The organism is Providencia rettgeri, assembly GCF_013702265.1.
GTDB classification, from domain to species: domain Bacteria; phylum Pseudomonadota; class Gammaproteobacteria; order Enterobacterales; family Enterobacteriaceae; genus Providencia; species Providencia zhijiangensis.
The window spans coordinates 1,679,230-1,700,617 of the sequence record NZ_CP059348.1; the positions used below are offsets into that span (position 1 = coordinate 1,679,230).

The following is a 21,388-nucleotide window of genomic DNA, read 5'->3' on the forward strand; positions in this document are numbered from 1 at the left end:
GTTACTGTTTTTCAGGTGCCACAGCGTTAGCAGCATCCTGTTTTTTCTTGAAAATCGACTGAAACGTTAACGGTTCAGAGGCAAAGTTCACTACATCGTTTTCTAGTGGTGCAGGGTACTGGTGAAGCAAATTCACGGATTGTGATGTGACGCCCAGCACTAAATATTCGTTATTCACTTCCACCACGACAACACGCTCTTTGCCACCGAGAGTACAACGACCTTTCACATTAATCAGTTGCTGCTTAACAAGCGGATTACGTCCAAATCCAAATGTCTTAAACAGCCACGCACCTAGTAAGATCAGTAAAATGATCCCACCAAGTGCCCCTGAAATCTGCGCTAAGCTATCATTTTGGTTGATAGCTTGTGCGGAGTTACCTTCGCTGTTGACGGTGCTGGTCAAAAAAGGCTTTTGAGTGTGCGCCGAATCAATCTGTGAAGGTGGTGTCTGCAAGGACACCTCGGTTTGCAAAGATACCGCTGTTTCGTCAGGCATTTCTAGCGGCTCAAGCGACGCATACGTTCTGATGGCGTGATGATGTCAGTGATACGAATACCATAATTGTCAGACACCACGACCACTTCGCCTTGGGCAATCAAATAACCGTTGATCAGGATATCCAGCGGCTCACCGGCTAAGCCATCTAAAGAAACCACAGAGCCTTGAGACAGGCTCAGTAATTTTTTAATCGTCATTTTGGTGCGACCCAGTTCCACCGATAGGCGAACAGGAATATCCATGATCATATCGACATCAGATAACTGATTTAATGGGTTTTGTCCGTCGAAATTATCGAAATTTTGCATACCTGCGGAGGCGGATTCCGCTTGTTTTTGCTGTTCCAGCGCCTCAGCCCACAGATCCTCTTCATTGTGGTTGGTTGATGCATCAAGAGAATTCTTCGCCTCACTCATTGGTACTTTCCTCATCTAGAGTGTTTAAAACAGGATTAATCAAATGTTCCACACGCAGCGCATACTGGCCGTTTTGGGTACCGTATTGACTGGTTAATACAGGTACGCCATCAACATTGACGATAAGACGGTCAGGTTTCTCGATAGGGAGCACATCCCCTTTTTGCAGTTGCAGTAAGCGAGAAATACGCAGCGGGATCTCAACCAAATTGGCAATCAGTTCAAGTTCTGAACGTTTTACTTGCGTGACTAAGTTAGTTACCCACGCTTCATTTTCTTGATGCCCTTGCTCCATTGGTGGGTTAATTAACCGCTCACGCAATGGCTCAATCATGGCAATAGGGATACAGATACTGAATTCACCAACGGTATTACCAATTTCCACTAAGAACGGGGTGGTAACCACGATATCGTTCGGGGAAGTGGTGATGTTGGTGAATTTAACTTGGATTTCAGAACGCACATACTCGACTTCAACGTCCGCAATCGGCTTCCACGCATCACGATAAGCGCCTAAAGCCAGCTTCAGCATACGGTTGATAATACGTTGTTCTGTATTGGTAAATTCTTTGCCTTCTGAACGAACAGGGAATCGACCATCTCCCCCGAACAGGTTATCCACGGCGATGTACACTAACGCAGGTTCGAAAGTGAACAGTGCGGTACCGCGAAGCGGTGGCATGTGGATCAAGTTCAGGTTGGTTGGAACTGGCAAGTTACGCGCAAATTCATGATAAGGTTCGATTTTAATGGCGCCAACCGTGATATCTGGGCTACGGCGCAACATGTTAAACAACCCCATACGGAACTGACGGGCAAAACGCTCATTAATAATTTCCAAGGACTGCATACGTTCGCGAAATACCCGACGTTGGGTATTCGGGTCATAAGGGCGAACGTTGTCTTTGTCTTGGAGATCCGTTGATGGCTGGTTGCTTGATGGCGCATCATCATTGAGTAGCGCATCAATTTCAGCCTGAGATAAAATATTATCGCTCATGGGTCTTACCGCAGAATAAAAGTAGTAAATAACACGTCTGAAATATCCTGATCAGTATCACCTGGGATCAGGGTAGGGGTAAGTGTCCCCTTAATATCTTTCATTAATTGCAACTTACCCTCGTTAGTACCCATGTTTTTAGATTGCTGTTCTGACAGCAATAACAGTAGGCGACTACGCACTTCTGGTAGGTATTCATGAAGTTGCTTACGCGACTTTTCATTCGCTAGACGTAAGGTGATGTGGATATAGAGCACGCGATCTGCCGCATTGTTTACCCCTGGCAGGTTAACGGTAAACGGTTCTAACTCCATAAAAATCGGTTGAGGCATATTTGGGCGTTTTTCTTCCCCATTCACAGTCTCCTGCGCCTCTTGTTTTGTCGTCCACCAGCTGTAACCACCGAAACCTGCACCGGCTAAGGCAATGAGGGCAAATAGCAAAATTACCCCTTTGTTCGAACGTTTAGATTGATTGCGTGAAGACGACATGTTGCAAAATTCCTGTTGTAAATGCCAAACCCATACGGAGTTTTATACTTTATGATCTCTAGCATTATCCCTAGATTGGGAAGAGTTAAAGGAGTGAAAAACGAAACAAAAAGGCGGTAACTCGACGCTTTAGACCTGAAATTACCGCCATTAGATTATTTCTTAGGCAAAGGTATTAATTCCACCTTGATGTGTTGGCAATTTAACCCCACTCACGCTGGCATGAGATTCACTGATACCAACCGCGCCCATTGATGAATGGGTCGGCTGAATTTGCCCATCATGTTGGCGAGATTGCTGATCAGCGTTTGATTGACCGCTAAAGTTATCTTGCCCCACTGAGCCTTGGGCCAAATGAATACCACTTTCCTGCAGCGCACTACGCAGGACTGGCATCATGCTTTCCATCGCAGCACGAACATGGCTATGTGGAGAAACAAAGTGCATCACGGCTTGATTATCTTCGATACGCAAATGCACATTGAGAGAACCTAACTCTTCAGGATGTAAGCGAATTTGCGCTTGAGAAACCCCTTGGCGAGAGAAAAACAGCATTTGCTGGCTAAGTTGTTGCTGCCAAGCTTCAGTACCAAACGGCGTAGCAAAGTTCATGGTTGGCGTTGGCATCGCAGGTGTTGCTGTTGGCATTGGTGTGGCAGATGGTGTTGCCATAATGCCTGCAACATGGGTTACCGTCGGTGTTGCGGTATTGCTAAATGCGCCACTTTCAGCTTGAACACTAAAAGCCCCTTTAGCGCTGTTTTGCAGATTCTGGGTATTTTCAGCCGTCGCACTGGCGATTTGTGACAATGATTCTGTGCCCGGCGCTTTTTTACCGAGCGACATCGCATCTTGATTCAGATCTTTCGTTGGGATTGCGCGTGGATTGTCCAATGCAAATAACGCCTGATCGCGACGTTCACCGACTTCTTTTTTGCCCATTAAAGCGAGCGTCGGTTCTTCGGCTTCCCCGGCGAGCTGTAATTGTGCGCCAGCCAAGGTTTTATCATCAAATGGCGTTACGTTACGTGCCACATCCGTCAGTTGTTGCAGCGTTTGTGTGAACGGAGTTGCAGAGGGTTTCTCCGTGCTGGTTTGCGGGTTAGCAGCCGCTTGAATACGCTCATCCATGGCTTGTTTTAATTGGCTGATTAAGGCTTGTTCATCGCCTTGTTTACCTGTTAATAGCTCCGCTTGCAGTGGTGATTGTGCATTAAGATCACGACGGAAATTCAGCTGTGCTAAGGTATTTTCAGCTTGTTGTTTTTGAGCTAACTGATTTTGAATGGATTCTTTTTCAGCTAACTGATTTTCTGTGGTTGCGATTTTGTCCGTTGCTAATGGTGCGTCAGTGGATTTTTCTGAGTTGGCTGTGGCTGCATCAGATTGTTTTTGCTCACTGATCTGTTGGTTCAAAGGTGTTTCGTTAGCACTGCCATTGAGCGCAGGGGCGCTATCGCCGTTTTTTTCTGGTGATTGCTGGTTTTCAAGCATGGCCTGAAAAGGGACGGCAGGCGCTTGGTTTTCATCAATTTGCTTGTCTCGCGGCTGTTCCTTCGCGGTGTTAGCGGCAGGGGTAACCGGCAACAGGTTTGCATTGACGTCCATTTATTGGGTTCTCCGTAAAGTCGCGCGTTGAGCAAATTCATCCATCTGCTTTTGCTCTAAGCGATTTTGACGTTGGTTTTGAGTGTGTTCTGCACGCTGGATCAGGGTATCGAACGCATTGACGCGTTGCTGTTTTTCTTGCCAATGACGATTGGCGTCACTGACGCGCTGTTCCCAGAGCGTTAATTGCTGTTGTTGCTGCTCGATAGTCAGTTCCAAAGTCACAAGAAATTGCTGATAGTTCTGCCATTTGTCCGAGTCCATACCCGTGTGCAATGTTTGGTTTAATTTCTGTCGATATTCCGACTGATAGTTTTCCAACATGTGCAACTGCTCCGCCATTTGCGTGTGCGTTTGGCGAACTTGAGCAAGGACTTTAGCCGCTTCCTCTGAGGCATCTTCTGCTAAGCTCAGTAAGGTCGCTAATGCATGACTATTGGACATCGCATTCCTCGTTATTCATTGGGAACAACATGAGCCAGTTGTTCACAAGCGGTTTGATAATCACAACGTTCATCAATATCTTGCTGTAAAAACTTCGACATTCTTGGGTAATACTGAATTGCGGTATCGAGCATCGGATCGCTACCCATTGCGTAAGCGCCGACGTTAATTAGGTCACGGTTGCGTTGATAGCTGGATGTGAGCTGTTTAAAACGCTGGATCTTACGATAATGTTCTTTGGCGATAAGCTCCGTCATGGCACGGCTAATGGAGGCTTCAATATCAATGGCAGGGTAGTGCCCAGATTCTGCCAATGAACGTGACAGAACAATGTGTCCATCTAAAATAGCGCGCGCGGAGTCTGCAATTGGGTCTTGTTGGTCATCCCCTTCAGTCAACACGGTATAAAAGGCGGTAATCGAGCCGCCGTTTTTCCCATTACCCGCACGCTCAACGAGGGCAGGTAATTTCGCAAAAACGGACGGTGGATAGCCTTTGGTTGCTGGGGGTTCACCAACGGCAAGCGCAATTTCACGCTGTGCCATACTGTAGCGTGTGAGTGAATCCATGATCAGCAATACGCTTTTGCCTTGGTCACGGAAATATTCCGCAATACGGGTAGCGTAAGATGCCCCTTGCATCCGTAGTAACGGCGAAACATCTGCAGGCGCGGCGACGACAACGGCTCGGCGTAACCCTTCGGCACCTAAGATATTTTCAATAAAGTCTTTAACTTCGCGCCCACGCTCACCGATCAGCCCGACGACAATAATGTCCGCTTGAGTGAAGCGCGCCATCATGCCGAGTAAGACGCTTTTACCGACGCCGGAACCTGCAAACAGTCCCATACGTTGGCCGCGACCGACAGTTAGCAGCGAGTTAATCGCTCGCACGCCCACATCTAAAATATCGTGGATTGGCGTACGCTCCAGCGGGTTGATGGACGGCGTGATCAACGGCGCACGTTGTTTGGTTTCCAGTGGTCCTTTGCCATCAAGCGGAGTCCCTTGGGCATCTAATACGCGCCCAAGTAGTTCATTACCAAGTGGCAGCAGGCGACTCGTTTGTCCGTCTTCTCCAGACGTTTGCGCATACACGCGCGCACCCGGCGAAATACCTTCGAGGTCGGAGAGCGGCATCAACAACATGCGAGGTCCGTTAAAGCCAACCACTTCGCAGACAACTTCGTCAGTGCCACCATTAATAATGCGTTCGATATAGCAGGTGGCGCCTAAAGGCATTTTAATGCCTTCGGCTTCCATCACGAGACCTGTAATTTTGGTCAAACGTCCATAGCGGCGTACCATCGGAATGCCTTTCATGCGTGACTCTAAGTCATCGAGAGACGCTATCCAACGGCCGAGTCTCGCAGTCATGACAAGCTCTCCGGTGCATATAGACGGCATAATTCTTGCCAGCGAGTGGCGACCGTCATATCAATTTCACCATCTTCAGCGACCACGCGACAGCCACCCATATGCAGGCTTGGGTCGGCGACTAAGCGCCAGCCATTCAAGTCTAACAATGAGCCTAAGTGTTGTTCGATAAGCGCCACATGATTCGGGTTCACATGCAGTTCAGGCTGGCTCGCAAATATTGGTTTTTGTTGCATTAAATGGCTAATTTCTTCTAACAGCGCGGTACCATCGCACACAGTTGATTGCCCCAACACTTGCTTCGCGGCGGTTAGCGCGATTTGCAGCAATTTGGTAGTAACTACCGTGTCAAAGGTATCCAGCGAATAGTGAAATTCTGATAACAGTTTCTGCCACGTTTCAATCACCGGTTGCTGAAGGGCGAGGGCCTGCTCGCTCCCTTGCTGCTCACCAGAACGTAAACCTTCGGTAAAACCGGCTTGATAACCCTCTTTTTGACCTTTTTCAAAGCCTTGTTGGAAGCCCGTTTTCTGGGCATCCTCTTTGATGTTATCCAGCAGGTTGATCTGCTCGAGCACTTCTTTTGGCTCTAAGCAGGGGACTTTTGGCGTGTTCGGTTCAGGAACATCATTCAACGGCGGGATAGCCGATGAATTCAAATCCCATTGATTAAGTTCCCGTAACTGCCAAGGTTGCCATTGCTGATTATTTTTGGATGTATTAGACATACACGTCGTCTCCACCACCAATCGCGATCTCGCCTTTCTCCATTAAGCGGCGAACAATCATTAGAATAGCCTTCTGCTCGGTTTCCACTTGTGACATACGAACTGGCGCTCGAGATTCCAGATCGTCGCGAACAATCTCGGCTGCACGCGCTGCCATATTGTTGAGGAAATGGTCGCGCAGAGCTTGGTTGCTGCCTTTGAGGGCAATAACCAGCGAGTCGGTAGAAACGTCTTGCAGAATGCGCTGAATGCTGCGGTTGTCCACTTCGATAAGGTTTTCGAACAGGAACATTTCGTCGATAATGCGCTGAGCCAGCTCACCATCGTAATCACGCATGGCATCGATAACGCTTTCTTCTTGCTGATTTTTCATCAGGTTGATAATTTCTGCCGCGGTTCTTATGCCACCCATTTTGCTGCGCTTGAGGTTCTGACCGTCTAGCAGGTTATTTAGAACTTCGGTCAGTTCAGCTAATGCAGCTGGCTGAACGCCACCAAATGTTGCGATACGCAGCATTATGTCGTTACGTTGGCGTTCTTCGAACAGCTCTAAAACATCGGCCGCTAAGTTGCGTTTTAAGTGAACCAAAATTGTAGCGATGATCTGTGGATGTTCGTCGCGAATAATATCGGCAACCGTTTGTGGCTCCATATAGTTGAGGCTTTCGATACCAGAGGTAGTCTCTTGCTTCTCGAAAATATCTTCCAAAAGGCTGGCAGCACGTTCTTCCCCAAGCGCTTTGACCAATACCGAACGCAGGTAGTCGTTGGTGTTGATATTTAAGGCGGCAAACTGAATTGCCGACTCTTCAAACTCGGTGAGCACTTCCGCCAGTTCGTTGTTGGAGATTTGGCGCATGTTGGACACCGCCATACTCAACTGCTGAACTTCTTTGGGATTCAGGTGCTTAAACACTTCCGCTGCCTGATCTTCGCCGAGTGTCATCAACATTACGGCGCTTTTTTCTGTTCCAGTTAAATTCATTGGGATTTTCCTAACCACTGACGGATAACCATTGCCACGACTTGTGGGTCTTTCTCTGCCATTTCACGAATACGCTGGCTTTGAATTTCAGCGCTAACACGTTGACGAGTAAGACGGCGACGGGTTTTCTCGTCCATATCTTCACTAATTTCTTCTTCCACCACGAACGGCGCTTTAACTTGAGATGCATTAGCAATAGAGATTTCCGCATCAATTTGCGCTTGTTGGGTTTTACGGTATTTCACCCACTGAGGTTTGATACCGAAGCGCCACATAAACCAAGCAATCAACGCGATCAGCAAGATTTTGCCGTAATCTAACGCTTGGCCAATCACTTGCGGGTTATTCAACAACGAAGGCTCTTCAACCACTGGCGTATCGTCAGTAAATAAGGAGTTCGTAATGTTGATGGAGTCGCCACGCTGCGCGGAATAGCCCATCGCTTCACGGGTTAATGCATCAATTTGTTGCAACATTTCTGGTGGGAGCGGCTTCATTTCTGGGCCTTTCTCACCTTCTTGGGATTGGTAATTGACGATCACCGCAACAGACAGTCGATCAACGACACCAATTTGGCGCTGTGTGTGACTGATTTTGCGATCCACTTCGTAGTTTGTGGTTTCATCACGCTGGGTATTGAGGGTGCCATTACGGTTATTCCCGGCAGTTTTCCCATCGGTGCTTTCTTTATTAGCATCAATCGGTGCGCTCGGTGCGCTTACTGGTTGGTTCGATAATGCGCCCGGTACGCCACTTGGGCCACCGTTACTGTTTTGCAGACTTTCGCTGTTCTGGCGAGAACGAACCGCAGCCGCATCAGGGGTTTGGTTTGGCTTGTACTCTTCAGAAGTCTGCTCAACTTTTGAAAAATCCATCTGCGCAGTGACTTGCGCGTGAATATTGGCACGACCGACTAATGGCGACAGAATATCTTCAATGCGCTCTTTAAGATGGGCTTCCATCTCTTTGGTCATTTTGATTTGTGCGCTATTGGCAGATTGTTGGCTATTGTCGTTATTGGTGAGTAGGCGACCCGTTTGGTCGACAATGATCACGTTGGCGGCGGTTAAGCCTGTCACGCTGCTTGAAACCATGTGGACGATAGCGCTAATTTGCCCTTCATCTAACATTCTGCCCGGCAATAAACCGACAGTGACCGAGGCGGTCGGCAGTTTTTGTTCGCGGACGAATAAGGTTGGTTTAGGGATAGCCAAATGGACTCGAGCGCTTTGAACTGGGCTGAGGGATTCGATGGTACGAGAAAGCTCACCTTCAAGGGCGCGCTGATAGTTGATTTGCTCGCTAAATTGGCTGATACCAAATTGTTCTTTATCAAGCAGTTCAAAACCGGTATTTCCGCCTTTCGGTAGACCTGATTGCGCCAGTTTCAAACGTAATTCATGGACTTTATCAGCAGGCACAAGAATAGCGCTGCCGTTATCCGCGATTTGATAAGGGACGTTCATCTGGGTCAATTGACCGACAATATCGCCACCATCTTTTGCGCTAAGGTTACTCAGCAGCACGCGATAGTCAGGGCTACGGAACCAGAGGAGCAGGGCGACAATAATAGATATCGCAGCAGCACCGGCAATAATTAACGGTATTTTCGGGTCGGCTTTGATGCTTTCGATCAGTGAGGCAAAACCTTTTTTGGCCTCCCCCGTATCTTTAGATGCGGTACTCATAAATATTCCCTGCTATGCAAACTAAACGGATGAATATACGTTTGGTGAAACAATCTTATTTCCCTCTTCGTAACCTCATTTTTTTACGCTGCTATTATTTATTGTCTTGATGCAATCTAATGACGGAATCAGCCTATAATTTTGGTGTTATTTATCGGCTTCAAGTAAAAAACGGTGTGGTAGGGTAGGCAAACTAAAATTCGTGACGGCAATTTTTTGCTCAATTTACCGTTCAACCGAGATTAACTGAAGAGAACAGAATGACGATTCAAGCGATTGAAGGGGTGGTTTCCCAACTAAATGTGATGGCGACTCAAGCGGCACATAACACCAAACCCGTTGTAGAGCCGGTGGGTTTTGCTGATCACTTAGTGGCCTCCGTGAACCAAATCAATGAAACTCGCGTGCAATCTGCACAAAAAGTACAGGATTTCACCCTAGGTAAGCCTGATGTTTCATTAAATGATGTGATGGTCGATATGCAAAAAGCCAGCTTGAGCCTACAAATGGGCATTCAGGTGCGTAATAAGCTGGTGGCAGCGTACCAAGAGATTATGTCAATGCCAGTGTGATTATCATTCTTTAATATTTATGTATTGATACGAAACGCAGGCAATGCCTGCGTTTTTTATTTGTTTTTAAATTGCGAAGTAGGCATCAATAAATAAGTTAATCTATTATTATTCCCCTTTACCATTTTAAATCTAATAATTTCTTACTCATGTAGGGTGAATGGGTAATACACTAAATTAGTGTTTATTTTGTGAGCTCAATAATAGTGGGTATATTATGAATAATAATATTGATGAAAGTCATAGCCGAGATAATGTTATTAACAAAGGAGATTATGAAAGTGTTATTAAAAAAGGTGCGTTCTTTATATTAAATAGTAGTGGTGAAACCATTAATTCTATTATCGTAAGTTATTATTCTGGGTTGAAAGGAAATAAAACGACACAACGAATTAACAAGCTAGAGCATTTAGAAATGGCAGAGTCTGGATGTGAATTTACGTACACTGTAATGGCGTGGAGTCATACGGACTATTGGGATGTTGATTTTAAAATATCAACAGGAAAAATCATATCTTATAGAAAACAAGCCTGTAATATCCGGCATTGGGATAATGGTATTGTGATTATTAATATAGTTAAGAATTTTAAATTGCTTATAAAATTTTCGAATTCAGGTGGTTGTCATAGTTAATTTTTCAATAAAGATTGGAGATAAATGGATAACGTAATAGAAAAAGCGATTTCAACTAACCATACTGGTTATTTTTATGTGATGAACTGCTCTTTACAGGAGCTACAATCTGTTAGTGTCACACATTCTACAGATTATCCTCATAGCATGCTTCATATTACTGCTGATTACAGTAACCTAAAAAATATGAACACAACTAAATTGGGATATTCATTTCCATATGAAACAGGCTTTTTATCCCACTTTGATTACTGGACTGTTGAGATAGAAACAGCATCTGGATACAAATATAAAACTAATGATTATTTTCTTTGTAACCTGAGTTACGACGATGATGGTTTTGTGTATATGGCTATTCTTCCTGATTTATCAGTTCATACTATTTTTTCTTATTCAACAGGATGTGTGAATCATTTGATAAATAATTTTTCTAAATAAGGTTTATGCAATGAATAAAAAAATAATTTTACTAAGTTGTATGTTGTTCTCAAGTTTTTCCATGGCGGAAAAAATTAATATTAATAGGGCATTTTCAGATAATTGTAATACCTACATCAATAAAGAAAAAAGAATTTCGACTATCACATTAGGTGAACAAGATGTATTTAACAAAAGAGCATTTTTCACAATAACTCTACGTGATGGTGATTCGGACACAAAAGAAATATCTATATTGGAATCGGTTGGGAACGAGTATGGTAGAGCAATGTTCCAGCTGATGAACACTGCATATTTATCAAATTCAAATATTAAAATAACGCGTTGTGAACTCAATAAAATTGCAGGTGCTTCAATAGCCTATAAATAAAAAGTCAGTTGTTTTGATAGCTAGAGGGTAATCAATACCCTCATTTTTATAATTCTCTTAGATCTTCCTGATATAAAAATATATTTATTTTATACATCAGGAAGTGCTATCCAGTTTTTTGACTAACCAGAGACCACTTTGTTTCATTGCGTAGCCAAATAAAACGCCGACAATAAGCGACGGGATAGTCAGTTGCCAATTACCTTGCGCTGCAAAGGTTGCACAGGCACCGATAAAGGTTCCAGGAATATAGGCCAACCACGATTTTTGGGCTTGAAAGCACATGATAAAAGCGATAATCGTGGTCACAAAGTAGCCTGCAAAATTAGGTAGGTCATGGGTGAGTTTATCGCTATGAATAATGACTAATCCCCAAACAACACCACTTAAAGCCGTCAGTGCAGTGACAAGCAATCCCTTTATCCCTTCTTTGGGATAAGCAAAATAAGCCGTGCAGCCTAAAAAGCCCGCCCAACTGATCAAGCCAAAGAGATCAGCAACCCATGCCCATAACCCAGAAAGAATTGCAGTCGTTAATGATAGAGAAAAAAGTAGTTTCACAATGCGTACTTCATGAATAAGTTAAGATAACAACTTTGAGAAAGCTGAGCATTGTATAGAGGGATTTTAATTGTTGCAATTAAATGATGGATAATTATTGTGGAGGAAAGACATAATGTATAAGTTAAAAGTGTTATGGATGATTTGAAATCAATTTTAGAAAATTGAATGGATATATTGATAATTAATCGTTAAATAAAAATTAGCATCAATTTACATTGATGCTAATAAATATGGCAAGAAGAATAAAGATAATTATTGGATGGAAATTACCAACCGTAAGCAATACCTGCACCAATAACTGCGCTATCAGAATTATTCCAAGAAATAGAGCTACGAACGTTTAAATTTTGTTTGATTTGATATTGAGCTCCTGCGGCAACGGCTTTACCATTCTTAAAGTTACCTGCGCCTAAACCCATACTAAAACGGTTGCCGGTAATATAGGGAATATTGCTCATTGCAGCAACAGAGGCAATACCTGCATTGGCATCACGAGCAGTTTGGTTGATTTTACTTTCCATTCTTTCAAATCTAGAATCAATTTGCTTAAAGTGTTGAGTATGTAATTTGTCTTGTTTATCTAGTTTCTTTATTTCTGCATTAAGTCGTTTGGTTTCTTCAAGGTTTTTTTCACTGACATCATTAATTAGAGAGTTAATAACCACTTCACTATTAAATAATTCTTTGTCAGTATATTTTTTGATTTTTATTTCATTGTTTTTAATATTCCCCTCAAGTACAGAGACGGAATTTTCTAATTCCTTAATAGAATCAAGTGTTTTCATTTGATTTTCAAAGTTTATTTTTTCATTGATGCTACTAGTATTATTTAAATCAGAAATTGATATATTTAACATATTAATGTCATCAGTGTTATTTCTAACTCTTTCATCGAGAGAATTTGAGTTGCTTTGTAAGAATATGGGTGGATTATTATCCGGCGATATTGGTGGATAGTATAATTGGCCAATTGGCGAGCCAGCGTGAGAGTAGGGAGGAGATGGAGGGGTAGAGCCGGGTAATGTTGAGGTAGGTGAACGACTTGGTGTTTGTGGTGCTGACTGTTGCATCATTGGCGATAAGCTTTCTGCAGCAAAGGTGCTGATGTCAATGATAGGGGCCATTTCCTCAACGATATTGGCATATTTTTTTATTTTAGCTTTTTGAATATCGATGATATTTCGATTATCTTCATGCCGGTGTTCTGGATAATCATAAGGTGCATTAATCGCATCTTGATAACCAGTTAAAGCAAGGGATTGAGAAGATAAGGACGTGAGGATCACCATACTTAAAGTACTTAATAGTAATTTATTTTTCATAACGAAATTTCCATATAACGAATAAAAATCATAAAGGAATAATTGAGGTAAATTATTCTTAAGAAAAAACGTTGAAATAATAATTTGGATGTTTTAAAAAATAAAATCCGTTTTTGTTTTTAATTAACTCGGGAAAATCGTGTTGGATGAAGATTAATACAATGGGATTGATGAGGGGAATAAAGTGTAATGCTTAGATGTTTTAAAGCAATTTAAAGATTAATTTTTACTAGGCTAATAATTTAGAAAAAGGGGAATATTAAATACATTCCCCAATCATGGTATAAACTATTTTTTCACTTTATGGACGATATCAAAATATTTGGTTTTATCATCCTGTGATGGGTAGATGCGGTAAGTATACTCTTCCGGTGTCACAGTCACGTTTTCAACCACACGCGTGAACAGGACTTCACCTTTGTCATCTTTGGCCGTTAATGAACGGGTTTTACCATCTTCGCTGAATGACCAATCACCTTGCATTTTAGGCGCCCCCTCAAGGGTTAGCATCTTAAACGTGCCATCAGGGAAATACTCTGCAAGCCCAAAGAAGTTCGCCACTTGTTTATCTGTTGCAGGCACCTCTTTTTTATCTTGATCGACAGCTTGAGTAGTTACCCAGACTTTATCAATCATAATTTCTTCATAGGCATTGGTTTTTTTCGCGCTAACGGCTTGCTTTGCAACAGGTGCCGTTGAGTTAGCTTGAGCCGTAAAAGCAGCAGTGGTGGACATCACAATCAAGGCGGCAATAATCGGTTTTAATTTCATAAGAACTCCATTTATTAAGATTAGAAATGTGAGTAACAAAATCGAACAGGTCTTCATCATTAATTAAACAGCGAACAAAGCAAAGGTAATAATTATGATTAAGTATTAAAAACGTAAGCTTACGTTGGGTTATGTATTCAAAGAAAATAGGCATCAGCAAACAAAACTCGGCTTATCCCATGTAATTTTTCTGTTAAAAACAGTATTAAATAGAAAGTCGAAATAAAATTATAGCTAAGCTATCTAATCAGTGTTAATTCAGACTTATATTTTGGTCAGTTCATCATGAAAAATTTACAAATACTATTTTTTGCGGATTGTCCGATTTCGATAAAATGTGTTGGGTTTTGCCTGTAGACAGGGGTTATACGGAGAATTTTCTGGTGATTTCAGATGTATTTTGTCTTAGATCATGTTATTTTTCTGTGAAATTTTCATCTCCAAGCCACTTTGCCATTTTTTGCATCTTTTGTGGGTAAAAAAAGGACGATACTTTAATACATAAATTTGTATGAAAGAGCATGGGCTTGAGTAAAAGTAATTGAATCAACAGGATTTTAGCTATGGCAGTAAGAGAAATTATTGAAATTCCAGATGAAAGATTGCGTATTCAGTGCAGTCCCGTTACGGATTTCGCAGCAGTACAAACATTGGTCGATGACTTAATTGAAACCATGTACAGCACTGATAATGGTATCGGGCTGGCGGCAACGCAAATCGCCGAAACCAAAGCCATTATGGTGATTGATATTTCAGAAGAACGTAATGAGCCAATGGTATTTATCAACCCTGAAATTATTGAGAGCGAAGGGGAGACAAGCTATCAAGAGGGGTGTTTATCCGTACCGGATGTTTATGCGGATGTGCCACGCTTTTTGCGTGTGAAGGTGAAGGCGTTTGACCGTGACGGCAAGGAGTTTGTTGTCGACAGTGACGAGTTTTTAGCGATTGTCATGCAACATGAAATTGACCATTTAAACGGTAAAGTGTTCATCGACCACTTATCCACGTTAAAGCGCAATATGTTGTTGAAAAAACTTAAAAAACAGCAAAGATTAAAACAGCAGTAAAAATTAAAGTAACAGCATTTCCCGTCTATTTTACGGCTTCCCGAGACCCAACAAGTGTGATTCGGGGAGCTGCTATTGTGTTCTTTGTGCCAATTGAGTTGTCCTATTAAGTTAAGCGTCAGGTGAACTGCCTGACACTTTACCGTTTACTCGAGAGGTTTAATAACCCTTGGAGCATCGGGTTGATCAAATTGGCCGTAGCTATTATTCAATACCTTTTGTTGGTCGAGCTGTTTGATTTCTTTACTTAAAAAATTCAGATGATTTTGTAAGTGTTCTTTTGTCACTCGTTCGTTTTCAATGATCTGGTGTAGTAACTGAACAAAGTCGTCAGTAATAGGTTGTTCCTGCTCATATTCTTGAGTCAGAGCCGTTAAATTCTCAACGGCAAGGACATATTCAGTTTCTCGGGAGATTAATGACTCCCATTCCCCTGATTGTGCGAGCGAAACTAAGTTTTCACTTAATATTAAGACATTACGATATATTTCAAGTAAATAGAGAGGATTTTTATTGTCCACCTGGTTATCTTTCATCCACATTTGCACCGATTTGTTGCCATGCAGAGGCGATATCGGAGAGTAATTGGTAAACTTCTTGGACATAAGTCACGTTGTTTTCTATGTTGGCGCGGAGCAATTGCCGCGTCATGTATTCATACAAACTCGCTAAATTTTCAGCAAGTTCGCCACCAGCCTCGTAATTTAGCGATTGTTTTAATCCCGTGTCAATGATGTCGATTGCTTTTGAGATTTCTTTACCCTTTTCAGCAATGTTTCCCTGCTCCATAAAAATCTCCCCCCGTTTAAGGGCACTTAAGGCCCCTTTAAACAGGATTTGGATCAGTTGATACGGGGTCGCATTGGCGATTTCACTCTCCAAACTGACCTGCTGATAGGCTTGATTAGCTTTACGTTGATACATGCGGTTAACCTAAAAGTCTGCCTAATGAACTGCTTGTGCTGTTCAGTGAACTCATCATCTTATCGAGGTTTTGGAACTGACGACGATAGATATCCATGGTGTTTTCAATTTGTTTATTGGTTTGCTCGATACGTTTATCGATGCTTTTCTTTTTCTTCTCTACGCCATCTGTGGCGTTATGCAGCGTCCCTTCTTTGCTATCTAAGGTATCCTTTAAGAAATTAAAGTTTTCGGTAGCAAATCCAGTTTTTTCACCGTCACCGGCAAAGAATACTTTTACGCTCGATGGGTTATCTTTTATGGCGCTATCGAGTTTTTTACTGTCGATCTCTAACGTACCGTCCAGTTTTTGTTTAATTCCCATTTTATTCAGCAGGTTTAATTCACCGCTATCTTGTGGGGTACGAACTTGGTTACGTAAGGTGCTTTGAATACCACGTAAAGTTGAATCACCAATTAATGGGCCATTGGTTTTATCCGGTGCTGTGCCTTTTTCGGTCGGGGTATATTTAGTGAGTTCTTTAGCTAAGGTTTGGAATTCATTATAGGCATCCACCCAGGCTTTAATTTTAGCTTTAGCTGGCTCAATATCTTCAGAGATAATTAAATGGTCTGATTTACCATCTTCACTCTCTTTCTTTAAAGATAGGGTTAAACCAGGAAACAGGTCTTTGGCTTCGTTAGTCTGCGATTCAAGGTCAAAACCGTCGATAGTTAATTGTGCATTTTGCGGTGGAACTTTTTGTTCCATACCACTGCTGGCTTCATCCATAATCGTGACTTTACCATCGACTAAGGTTGACTCGACATTCAGCACTTTTGCTAATTTATCATCGCCGTCAACACTGATGCTCATACGGCTATCAGTACCCGCTTTTTTCGAGGTAACAACGAGGTGGTACTGGTTATCTTTATCTTTAATAACGGATGCCGAAACGCCTTTATCCGCTTTGTTGATGGCATCGGCAATTTCAATTAATGAGGTGCTCTCATTATCGAGTTTGATAACAATCTTATCTTTTGCTTCTTTTTGCGAGGGTTGGGTAATGGTAATCGTGCGTTCTTTTGCATCGCTACCTAGTAATTCTTTATTATCGCTATGCCCTTTGGTGGCAATAGTTTGCGCTTTCGCCAGTTGGGTGACTTTAACATCATGCACACCAGCAACCGCTTTACCATCGGTTTTTACATCAAAAGATTTATATTCACCACTCACTTTGGTGGTGCTGATATCTTCGTATTTCTTAAGATCTTCCGCCGCTTTTTTCAGTTTTTCTAATGAAGATTGCATTTTGCCAAATGCACTGATTTGCGCATCATAGCTGGCTTTCTGTTGTGTCAGTGGGTCTAAGCGGCGTCTTTCCATTGCCTCTAATTGATCCATTTGCACATTTAAGTCTAAGTTAGCCCCAATACCAAGTGTGGATATGCCTGCCATAAATCTCTCCTGAATATAAACCCTGAAAATAAATTCGTATTTAGTCCTTTATCGGCGAATTGGGGAAAAATATTAGACTATTCTGATAAATAATAATGGAAGGAGTTAAACCGTAAAAAGCAGGTAATTAGGCTTATTGAATAAAAATGATAAGGTCATTAACCATAATCGAAGGGTTTAATAAAAAATTTAGGGTGAAAAAAGCTGATTCCAGCACGCTTTTGCCAATAGGCGTGAAAAATTTTTATAAAAATGGCTAAAGGGGTTTTTAGAGGCGCCGATAATGTTATTGCTGACAACATTTACCGAGTTAAGCCAGCGTGCTTAATCGACTATTAAGATAAAAAGGACATACATTATGGCACAGGTTATCAATACCAACGTTCTGTCTCTGACTACTCAGAATAACTTAAACCGTTCACAAGGCGTACTGGGTACTGCGATTGAGCGCTTATCTTCTGGTTCACGTATCAACAGCGCAAAAGATGACGCTGCGGGTCAAGCAATCGCTAACCGTTTCACTGCAAACGTTAAGGGTTTAACTCAAGCAGCACGTAACGCAAACGACGGTATCTCTATCGCACAAACTGCTGAGGGTGCAGTTAACGAAATCAACGATAACTTACAACGTATTCGTGAGCTGACTGTTCAAGCACAAAACGGTACTAACTCTAAGAGCGATATCGATTCTATCAATAAAGAAGTTACTGCGCGCATGGACGAGATCAACCGTATCTCTGAACAAACTCAGTTTAACGGTGTGAAAGTTCTTAGCGAAGATACTTCAATGAAAATTCAGGTTGGTACTAACGATTCTGAAACTATCGCTATCAATTTGAAAAAGATCGATAGTAGTGTATTAAAATTAGATAATTTCGATGCAAGTGCTAATGGTTTAGGTAAATCAATGAGTACTGCTGAAATTGGCGCGATGAAAGGCCCTGATGCAACTGCAAAACCAGTTACTGAAGCTGCTGCGAAAACTGCAATTGAAGCTTTGAAATTTGGCGGTAAAGATGTTGAAGGTGCCAAAGTTTATCAAAAAACTAATGACGATGGTACCGTTGATGGTAATAACGTATACGTCACAGGTAAGGTTGATGGTAAAGAAGTTACTTTTGCAACCACAATGACTATTGCGGATGGCGCAACTGTTGCCACTGACCCATCAACAGTAACTTTTGGCACATTAGCTGAAGTGACCGATGTACAACAAGCTGAAATTGATGCTAAAGGTCCTCTGGGCACTTTAGACAAAGCACTAGCGAAAGTTGATAGCCTGCGTTCAGATTTAGGTGCTATCCAAAACCGTATGCAGTCTACTATCAACAACCTGAACAACTCTGTTAACAACCTGAGCGCAGCACGTAGCCGTATCCAAGATGCTGACTTCGCTACAGAAGTTTCTAACATGAGCCGTGGTCAGATTCTGCAACAAGCAGGTACTGCTGTGTTAGCGCAAGCTAACCAGGTTCCACAAGGTGTTCTGAGCCTGTTACGTTAATTTAGACTTTTATAGTTTATTAAAGACCAGCTTTGCTGGTCTTTTTTTTGCCCGTCATGTTTCGCGCCGCAGCGTTGTTATTAGTTTGAACGCCCGTCATGTTTCGCGCCACAGCGTTGTTGACTTCAGTCGCTCACCCGAATCACGTACTCATGTACGCTCATCGGGATAATCTCCTTCGTCGCCTAGCTGCAACACGAATTATTTAGGGCGCGCTTTGGCGTTGTTAAGAGCAAAAGAAAGGGCAAAGGCAAGGTCAAAAACAAGAAAATAGGCAATCAAAAAATATCTGGTTTCATCAAATTTATTTAGGATAAAAAGAATAACGGCTGATTTAGTGCCTTACTCTGCGGATTGAAATTACGCGTAACACAGATAATGGCTACCTTTAGTTAAAACTTGAAGGGTGATTCAGGTTGTGAGTGATTTATATACTGCCGAAGGTGTCATTAATAAAAATAGCCTATGGGAGCGTTATTACCCTCTAATACGCCATGAAGCCCTGAAACTGCAAGTCCGACTTCCTGCCAGCGTTGATATCGATGACCTAATCCAAGCGGGTGGCATCGGGCTACTCCACGCATTAGAACGTTTCGATGCCTCATTAGGTGCCTCTTTTGCCACTTACGCCGTGCAGCGGATCCGCGGATCTATGCTCGATGAACTGCGCAGCCGTGACTGGGTTCCCCGTAGTGTGCGTCGCCAAGCGCGAGAAATGACCAAAGCCATTGGTGAACTTGAGCAAAGCCTTGGGCGCAGTGCCACAGAGCCGGAAATTGCCAAAGCGCTGGATATCGATTTGGCGGAATATCGCCAAGTACTGCTTGATACCAACAATAGCCAACTGTTCTCCTACGATGAATGGCACGAAGTGCATGGTGAAAGCTGCGAACCTTCAATGGATGAAGACGATGGCGGCAACCCACTGAGCTTACTGATGGAATCCAGCCTGAAAGACCAAATCGTGGCGGCGATAGAACAATTGCCAGAGCGCGAAAAAATGGTGCTAACGCTGTATTACCAAGAAGAGCTGAATTTGAAGGAGATAGGTGCGGTGTTGGAGGTGGGGGAGTCGAGAGTTAGTCAGCTCCACAGTCAGGCCATTAAGCGGTTGCGTTCTAAATTACGCTCGTAGCTCGAACGCTCGTCATACTTCGAACCACAGCGTTGTTGGCTGCTCTCAGCTACCCGAATCACATACTCATGTATGCTCATCGGGATATCTTCGCTTGCCGCCTAGCTGTGAATTCGAATTATTTAGAGCTATGTTTGGGGAAGGTCAAGGGAAAAAATCAAAACCAAGGTCAAAGGAAAAACCAAAAACAAAGCAAAAACAAGGGGGAAATTAAGGAAAAGTAAAAACTAGCTTTTCACTTTGTCTAGAAAGCTTTTGGCGGAGATATGCCATGTGTTGGGGCAGGGATTGAAGCCGAGTTTGGGGTAGGTGTTTTGGGAGTCGGGGGTGGAGCGAAAAATTAAATGACACTCGGGGGGAAGCTCCTCGGCGGTGAGGCGTAGCAAATGCTTACCGACACCTTGGTGAAGATACTGAGTATCTACCGCAATTTCAGAGATATAGCAGCAAAAACTAAAATCCGTGATCGCGCGAGCGAAACCCACCACCTGCTCATCCACCCAAGCACTGATCAACAAATCTGCATTATTTAACATCGAATCCAGCAACGCGACATCGTCAGTGGGCACAAACGTATCCAGTGGAGATTGCTTCAATAAATTCAAAAAATCATCCACTGAAATCGAATGGTTCACTTTATAGGTGATGTGGCTATTCACTGGCTCCATGTCATTCCCTCATAAATAAAAACGCTAATATAGTTTTAGCTCGAAATCATGAAAATTGCCTGTTTTTGTTTGTATTTTTGCGTGATGACATTGCGCTATTTGATGGAGAGTAATGAAAGCAATAGATAAAAATGCAGAAATAATTACTATGGATATTAGTAAGTATTCAATCAATTGATTTTATATCTAATTATTCATAACTGATTAATAAACAATAAAATTTAAAAATCAAAAATATATTTTCTACACCGATAGGTTGTAAGTGCATATAATGCCAAATTATGCATTTACAGTAGGTATCCATATGTTCAAAAAGGTTATTGTTGTCTTTTTTCTTGTTTTCTGTGCTCCTTTTGGCTTTGCCACCGACTTGTCATTTAAAGAAAAATCACCCGTTGATCGCTTATATCATGAAAACTACCAAGGAATGGACTCACTGCGGGAAGAGCAGAAGTTCAAATTTGACCCGAAATTAAAAATTGCTCAGCAAGATCGTAGCTATCAATCGCTACTCGAACAGCGAGATGAAGATGAAAAATCCTTGCTCAATCACATCCGCCCTTGTGATATCAACCCAACGGCAGTAGGCTGCCCGGGGCATTTATCGTGGATGAATAACCCGCGCGAGCTTCAATCCATGCTAGAGCAAAAATATCAGAATGAATAATTAGCATTTCTCGTATTGCAAACAAAAGGCGCTTATTGGGCGCCTTTTGCATTGTTTAAATAATCAGCTCCCT

At 42.6% G+C, this 21,388-nt stretch carries 25 protein-coding genes; 8 read left to right on the forward strand and 17 right to left on the reverse strand.

Annotation, left to right across the window (positions count from 1 at the left end; genetic code table 11):
• Window position 1: 1 nt before the first annotated feature.
• From fliO to fliF, 10 genes are all read right to left on the reverse strand, one after another.
• Complete coding sequence (gene fliO / locus H0913_RS07595; RefSeq protein WP_181478397.1) at window positions 2-499, reverse strand: flagellar biosynthetic protein FliO; 498 nt, start codon at window positions 497-499, stop codon at window positions 2-4.
• Between the two features lie 2 nt (window positions 500-501).
• Window positions 502-918, reverse strand: a complete 417-nt coding sequence (gene fliN / locus H0913_RS07600; protein ID WP_036951399.1) for a flagellar motor switch protein FliN — start codon at window positions 916-918, stop codon at window positions 502-504.
• Window positions 911-1,918, reverse strand: coding sequence for a flagellar motor switch protein FliM (gene fliM, locus H0913_RS07605; protein WP_154628468.1), 1,008 nt, complete (start codon window positions 1,916-1,918; stop codon window positions 911-913). The genes fliN and fliM overlap by 8 nt, the downstream gene beginning before the upstream one ends.
• Before the next feature lie 5 nt (window positions 1,919-1,923).
• A complete protein-coding gene (gene fliL / locus H0913_RS07610; protein ID WP_181478399.1) occupies window positions 1,924-2,409 on the reverse strand; it encodes a flagellar basal body-associated protein FliL in 486 nt (161 codons plus the stop codon).
• A 162-nt stretch (window positions 2,410-2,571) separates the two neighbouring features.
• Entirely contained in the window at window positions 2,572-4,017 is a 1,446-nt protein-coding gene (locus tag H0913_RS07615; protein ID WP_181478401.1) for a flagellar hook-length control protein FliK, read from the reverse strand.
• Window positions 4,018-4,461 (reverse strand): flagellar export protein FliJ, encoded by a 444-nt coding sequence (fliJ, locus tag H0913_RS07620; protein ID WP_154604154.1) that lies wholly within the window; start codon window positions 4,459-4,461, stop codon window positions 4,018-4,020. It abuts the gene before it with no gap.
• Between the two features lie 11 nt (window positions 4,462-4,472).
• Complete coding sequence (gene fliI, locus H0913_RS07625; protein WP_036951385.1) at window positions 4,473-5,837, reverse strand: flagellar protein export ATPase FliI; 1,365 nt, start codon at window positions 5,835-5,837, stop codon at window positions 4,473-4,475.
• The gene (gene fliH / locus H0913_RS07630; RefSeq protein WP_036951383.1) at window positions 5,834-6,565 is read right to left on the reverse strand and encodes a flagellar assembly protein FliH; all 732 of its coding nucleotides are present in this window, start codon (window positions 6,563-6,565) and stop codon (window positions 5,834-5,836) included. The genes fliI and fliH overlap by 4 nt, the downstream gene beginning before the upstream one ends.
• Window positions 6,558-7,550, reverse strand: a complete 993-nt coding sequence (fliG, locus tag H0913_RS07635) for a flagellar motor switch protein FliG (protein ID WP_006657530.1) — start codon at window positions 7,548-7,550, stop codon at window positions 6,558-6,560. The genes fliH and fliG overlap by 8 nt, the downstream gene beginning before the upstream one ends.
• Window positions 7,547-9,238, reverse strand: a complete 1,692-nt coding sequence (fliF, locus tag H0913_RS07640) for a flagellar basal-body MS-ring/collar protein FliF (RefSeq protein WP_181478403.1) — start codon at window positions 9,236-9,238, stop codon at window positions 7,547-7,549. Before fliF ends, fliG begins: the two co-directional genes overlap by 4 nt.
• A gap of 260 nt (window positions 9,239-9,498) precedes the next feature.
• Here fliF and fliE point away from each other — a divergent pair, with 260 nt between their 5' ends.
• The 4 genes from fliE (at window position 9,499) to H0913_RS07660 (ending at window position 11,252) form a co-directional block, all read left to right on the forward strand.
• Window positions 9,499-9,810 (forward strand): flagellar hook-basal body complex protein FliE, encoded by a 312-nt coding sequence (gene fliE / locus H0913_RS07645; RefSeq protein ID WP_154639153.1) that lies wholly within the window; start codon window positions 9,499-9,501, stop codon window positions 9,808-9,810.
• Window positions 9,811-10,027: 217 nt separating this feature from the next.
• Window positions 10,028-10,444, forward strand: a complete 417-nt coding sequence (locus tag H0913_RS07650; protein WP_181478405.1) for a hypothetical protein — start codon at window positions 10,028-10,030, stop codon at window positions 10,442-10,444.
• A gap of 24 nt (window positions 10,445-10,468) precedes the next feature.
• A complete protein-coding gene (locus tag H0913_RS07655; RefSeq protein ID WP_154604150.1) occupies window positions 10,469-10,882 on the forward strand; it encodes a hypothetical protein in 414 nt (137 codons plus the stop codon).
• A gap of 10 nt (window positions 10,883-10,892) precedes the next feature.
• Complete coding sequence (locus tag H0913_RS07660; protein ID WP_154604149.1) at window positions 10,893-11,252, forward strand: hypothetical protein; 360 nt, start codon at window positions 10,893-10,895, stop codon at window positions 11,250-11,252.
• 96 nt (window positions 11,253-11,348) lie between these two features.
• On the opposite strand, the gene H0913_RS07665 is transcribed toward H0913_RS07660, so the two are convergent.
• From H0913_RS07665 to H0913_RS07675, 3 genes are all read right to left on the reverse strand, one after another.
• Window positions 11,349-11,813 (reverse strand): DUF1097 domain-containing protein, encoded by a 465-nt coding sequence (locus H0913_RS07665; protein WP_181478407.1) that lies wholly within the window; start codon window positions 11,811-11,813, stop codon window positions 11,349-11,351.
• A gap of 269 nt (window positions 11,814-12,082) precedes the next feature.
• The gene (locus H0913_RS18645; RefSeq protein ID WP_232368842.1) at window positions 12,083-13,138 is read right to left on the reverse strand and encodes a YadA-like family protein; all 1,056 of its coding nucleotides are present in this window, start codon (window positions 13,136-13,138) and stop codon (window positions 12,083-12,085) included.
• Window positions 13,139-13,426: 288 nt separating this feature from the next.
• The gene (locus tag H0913_RS07675; RefSeq protein WP_181478409.1) at window positions 13,427-13,909 is read right to left on the reverse strand and encodes a DUF4822 domain-containing protein; all 483 of its coding nucleotides are present in this window, start codon (window positions 13,907-13,909) and stop codon (window positions 13,427-13,429) included.
• 563 nt (window positions 13,910-14,472) lie between these two features.
• Here H0913_RS07675 and def point away from each other — a divergent pair.
• Window positions 14,473-14,979, forward strand: a complete 507-nt coding sequence (def, locus tag H0913_RS07680; RefSeq protein ID WP_154604147.1) for a peptide deformylase — start codon at window positions 14,473-14,475, stop codon at window positions 14,977-14,979.
• A gap of 146 nt (window positions 14,980-15,125) precedes the next feature.
• Here def and fliT read toward each other — a convergent pair whose 3' ends face one another.
• From fliT to fliD, 3 genes are read right to left on the reverse strand one after another with little or no spacing between them, the layout of a single operon-like run.
• Window positions 15,126-15,515 carry a flagellar protein FliT gene (gene fliT / locus H0913_RS07685; RefSeq protein ID WP_036951364.1) on the reverse strand — a complete coding sequence of 130 codons (390 nt, stop codon included), beginning with the start codon at window positions 15,513-15,515 and terminating at the stop codon, window positions 15,126-15,128.
• A complete protein-coding gene (gene fliS / locus H0913_RS07690) occupies window positions 15,505-15,903 on the reverse strand; it encodes a flagellar export chaperone FliS (protein ID WP_006657543.1) in 399 nt (132 codons plus the stop codon). The genes fliT and fliS overlap by 11 nt, the downstream gene beginning before the upstream one ends.
• Window positions 15,904-15,907: 4 nt before the next feature.
• Window positions 15,908-17,341, reverse strand: coding sequence for a flagellar filament capping protein FliD (gene fliD / locus H0913_RS07695; protein WP_181478411.1), 1,434 nt, complete (start codon window positions 17,339-17,341; stop codon window positions 15,908-15,910).
• 358 nt (window positions 17,342-17,699) lie between these two features.
• On the opposite strand from fliD, the gene H0913_RS07700 reads away from it, so the two are divergent.
• Together H0913_RS07700 and H0913_RS07705 are read left to right on the forward strand one after the other, a co-directional pair.
• Entirely contained in the window at window positions 17,700-18,845 is a 1,146-nt protein-coding gene (locus H0913_RS07700) for a FliC/FljB family flagellin (RefSeq protein ID WP_181478413.1), read from the forward strand.
• 418 nt (window positions 18,846-19,263) lie between these two features.
• Entirely contained in the window at window positions 19,264-19,980 is a 717-nt protein-coding gene (locus tag H0913_RS07705; protein WP_039861494.1) for an RNA polymerase sigma factor FliA, read from the forward strand.
• 227 nt (window positions 19,981-20,207) lie between these two features.
• Here H0913_RS07705 and H0913_RS07710 read toward each other — a convergent pair whose 3' ends face one another.
• Window positions 20,208-20,648: a GNAT family N-acetyltransferase gene (locus H0913_RS07710; RefSeq protein WP_154639160.1), complete on the reverse strand. Its 441-nt coding sequence runs from the start codon at window positions 20,646-20,648 to the stop codon at window positions 20,208-20,210.
• Window positions 20,649-20,952: 304 nt separating this feature from the next.
• Between H0913_RS07710 and H0913_RS07715 the strand changes: the two genes are divergently transcribed.
• Window positions 20,953-21,315, forward strand: coding sequence for a hypothetical protein (locus H0913_RS07715; protein ID WP_232368843.1), 363 nt, complete (start codon window positions 20,953-20,955; stop codon window positions 21,313-21,315).
• The last annotated feature ends 73 nt before the right edge of the window (window positions 21,316-21,388 follow it).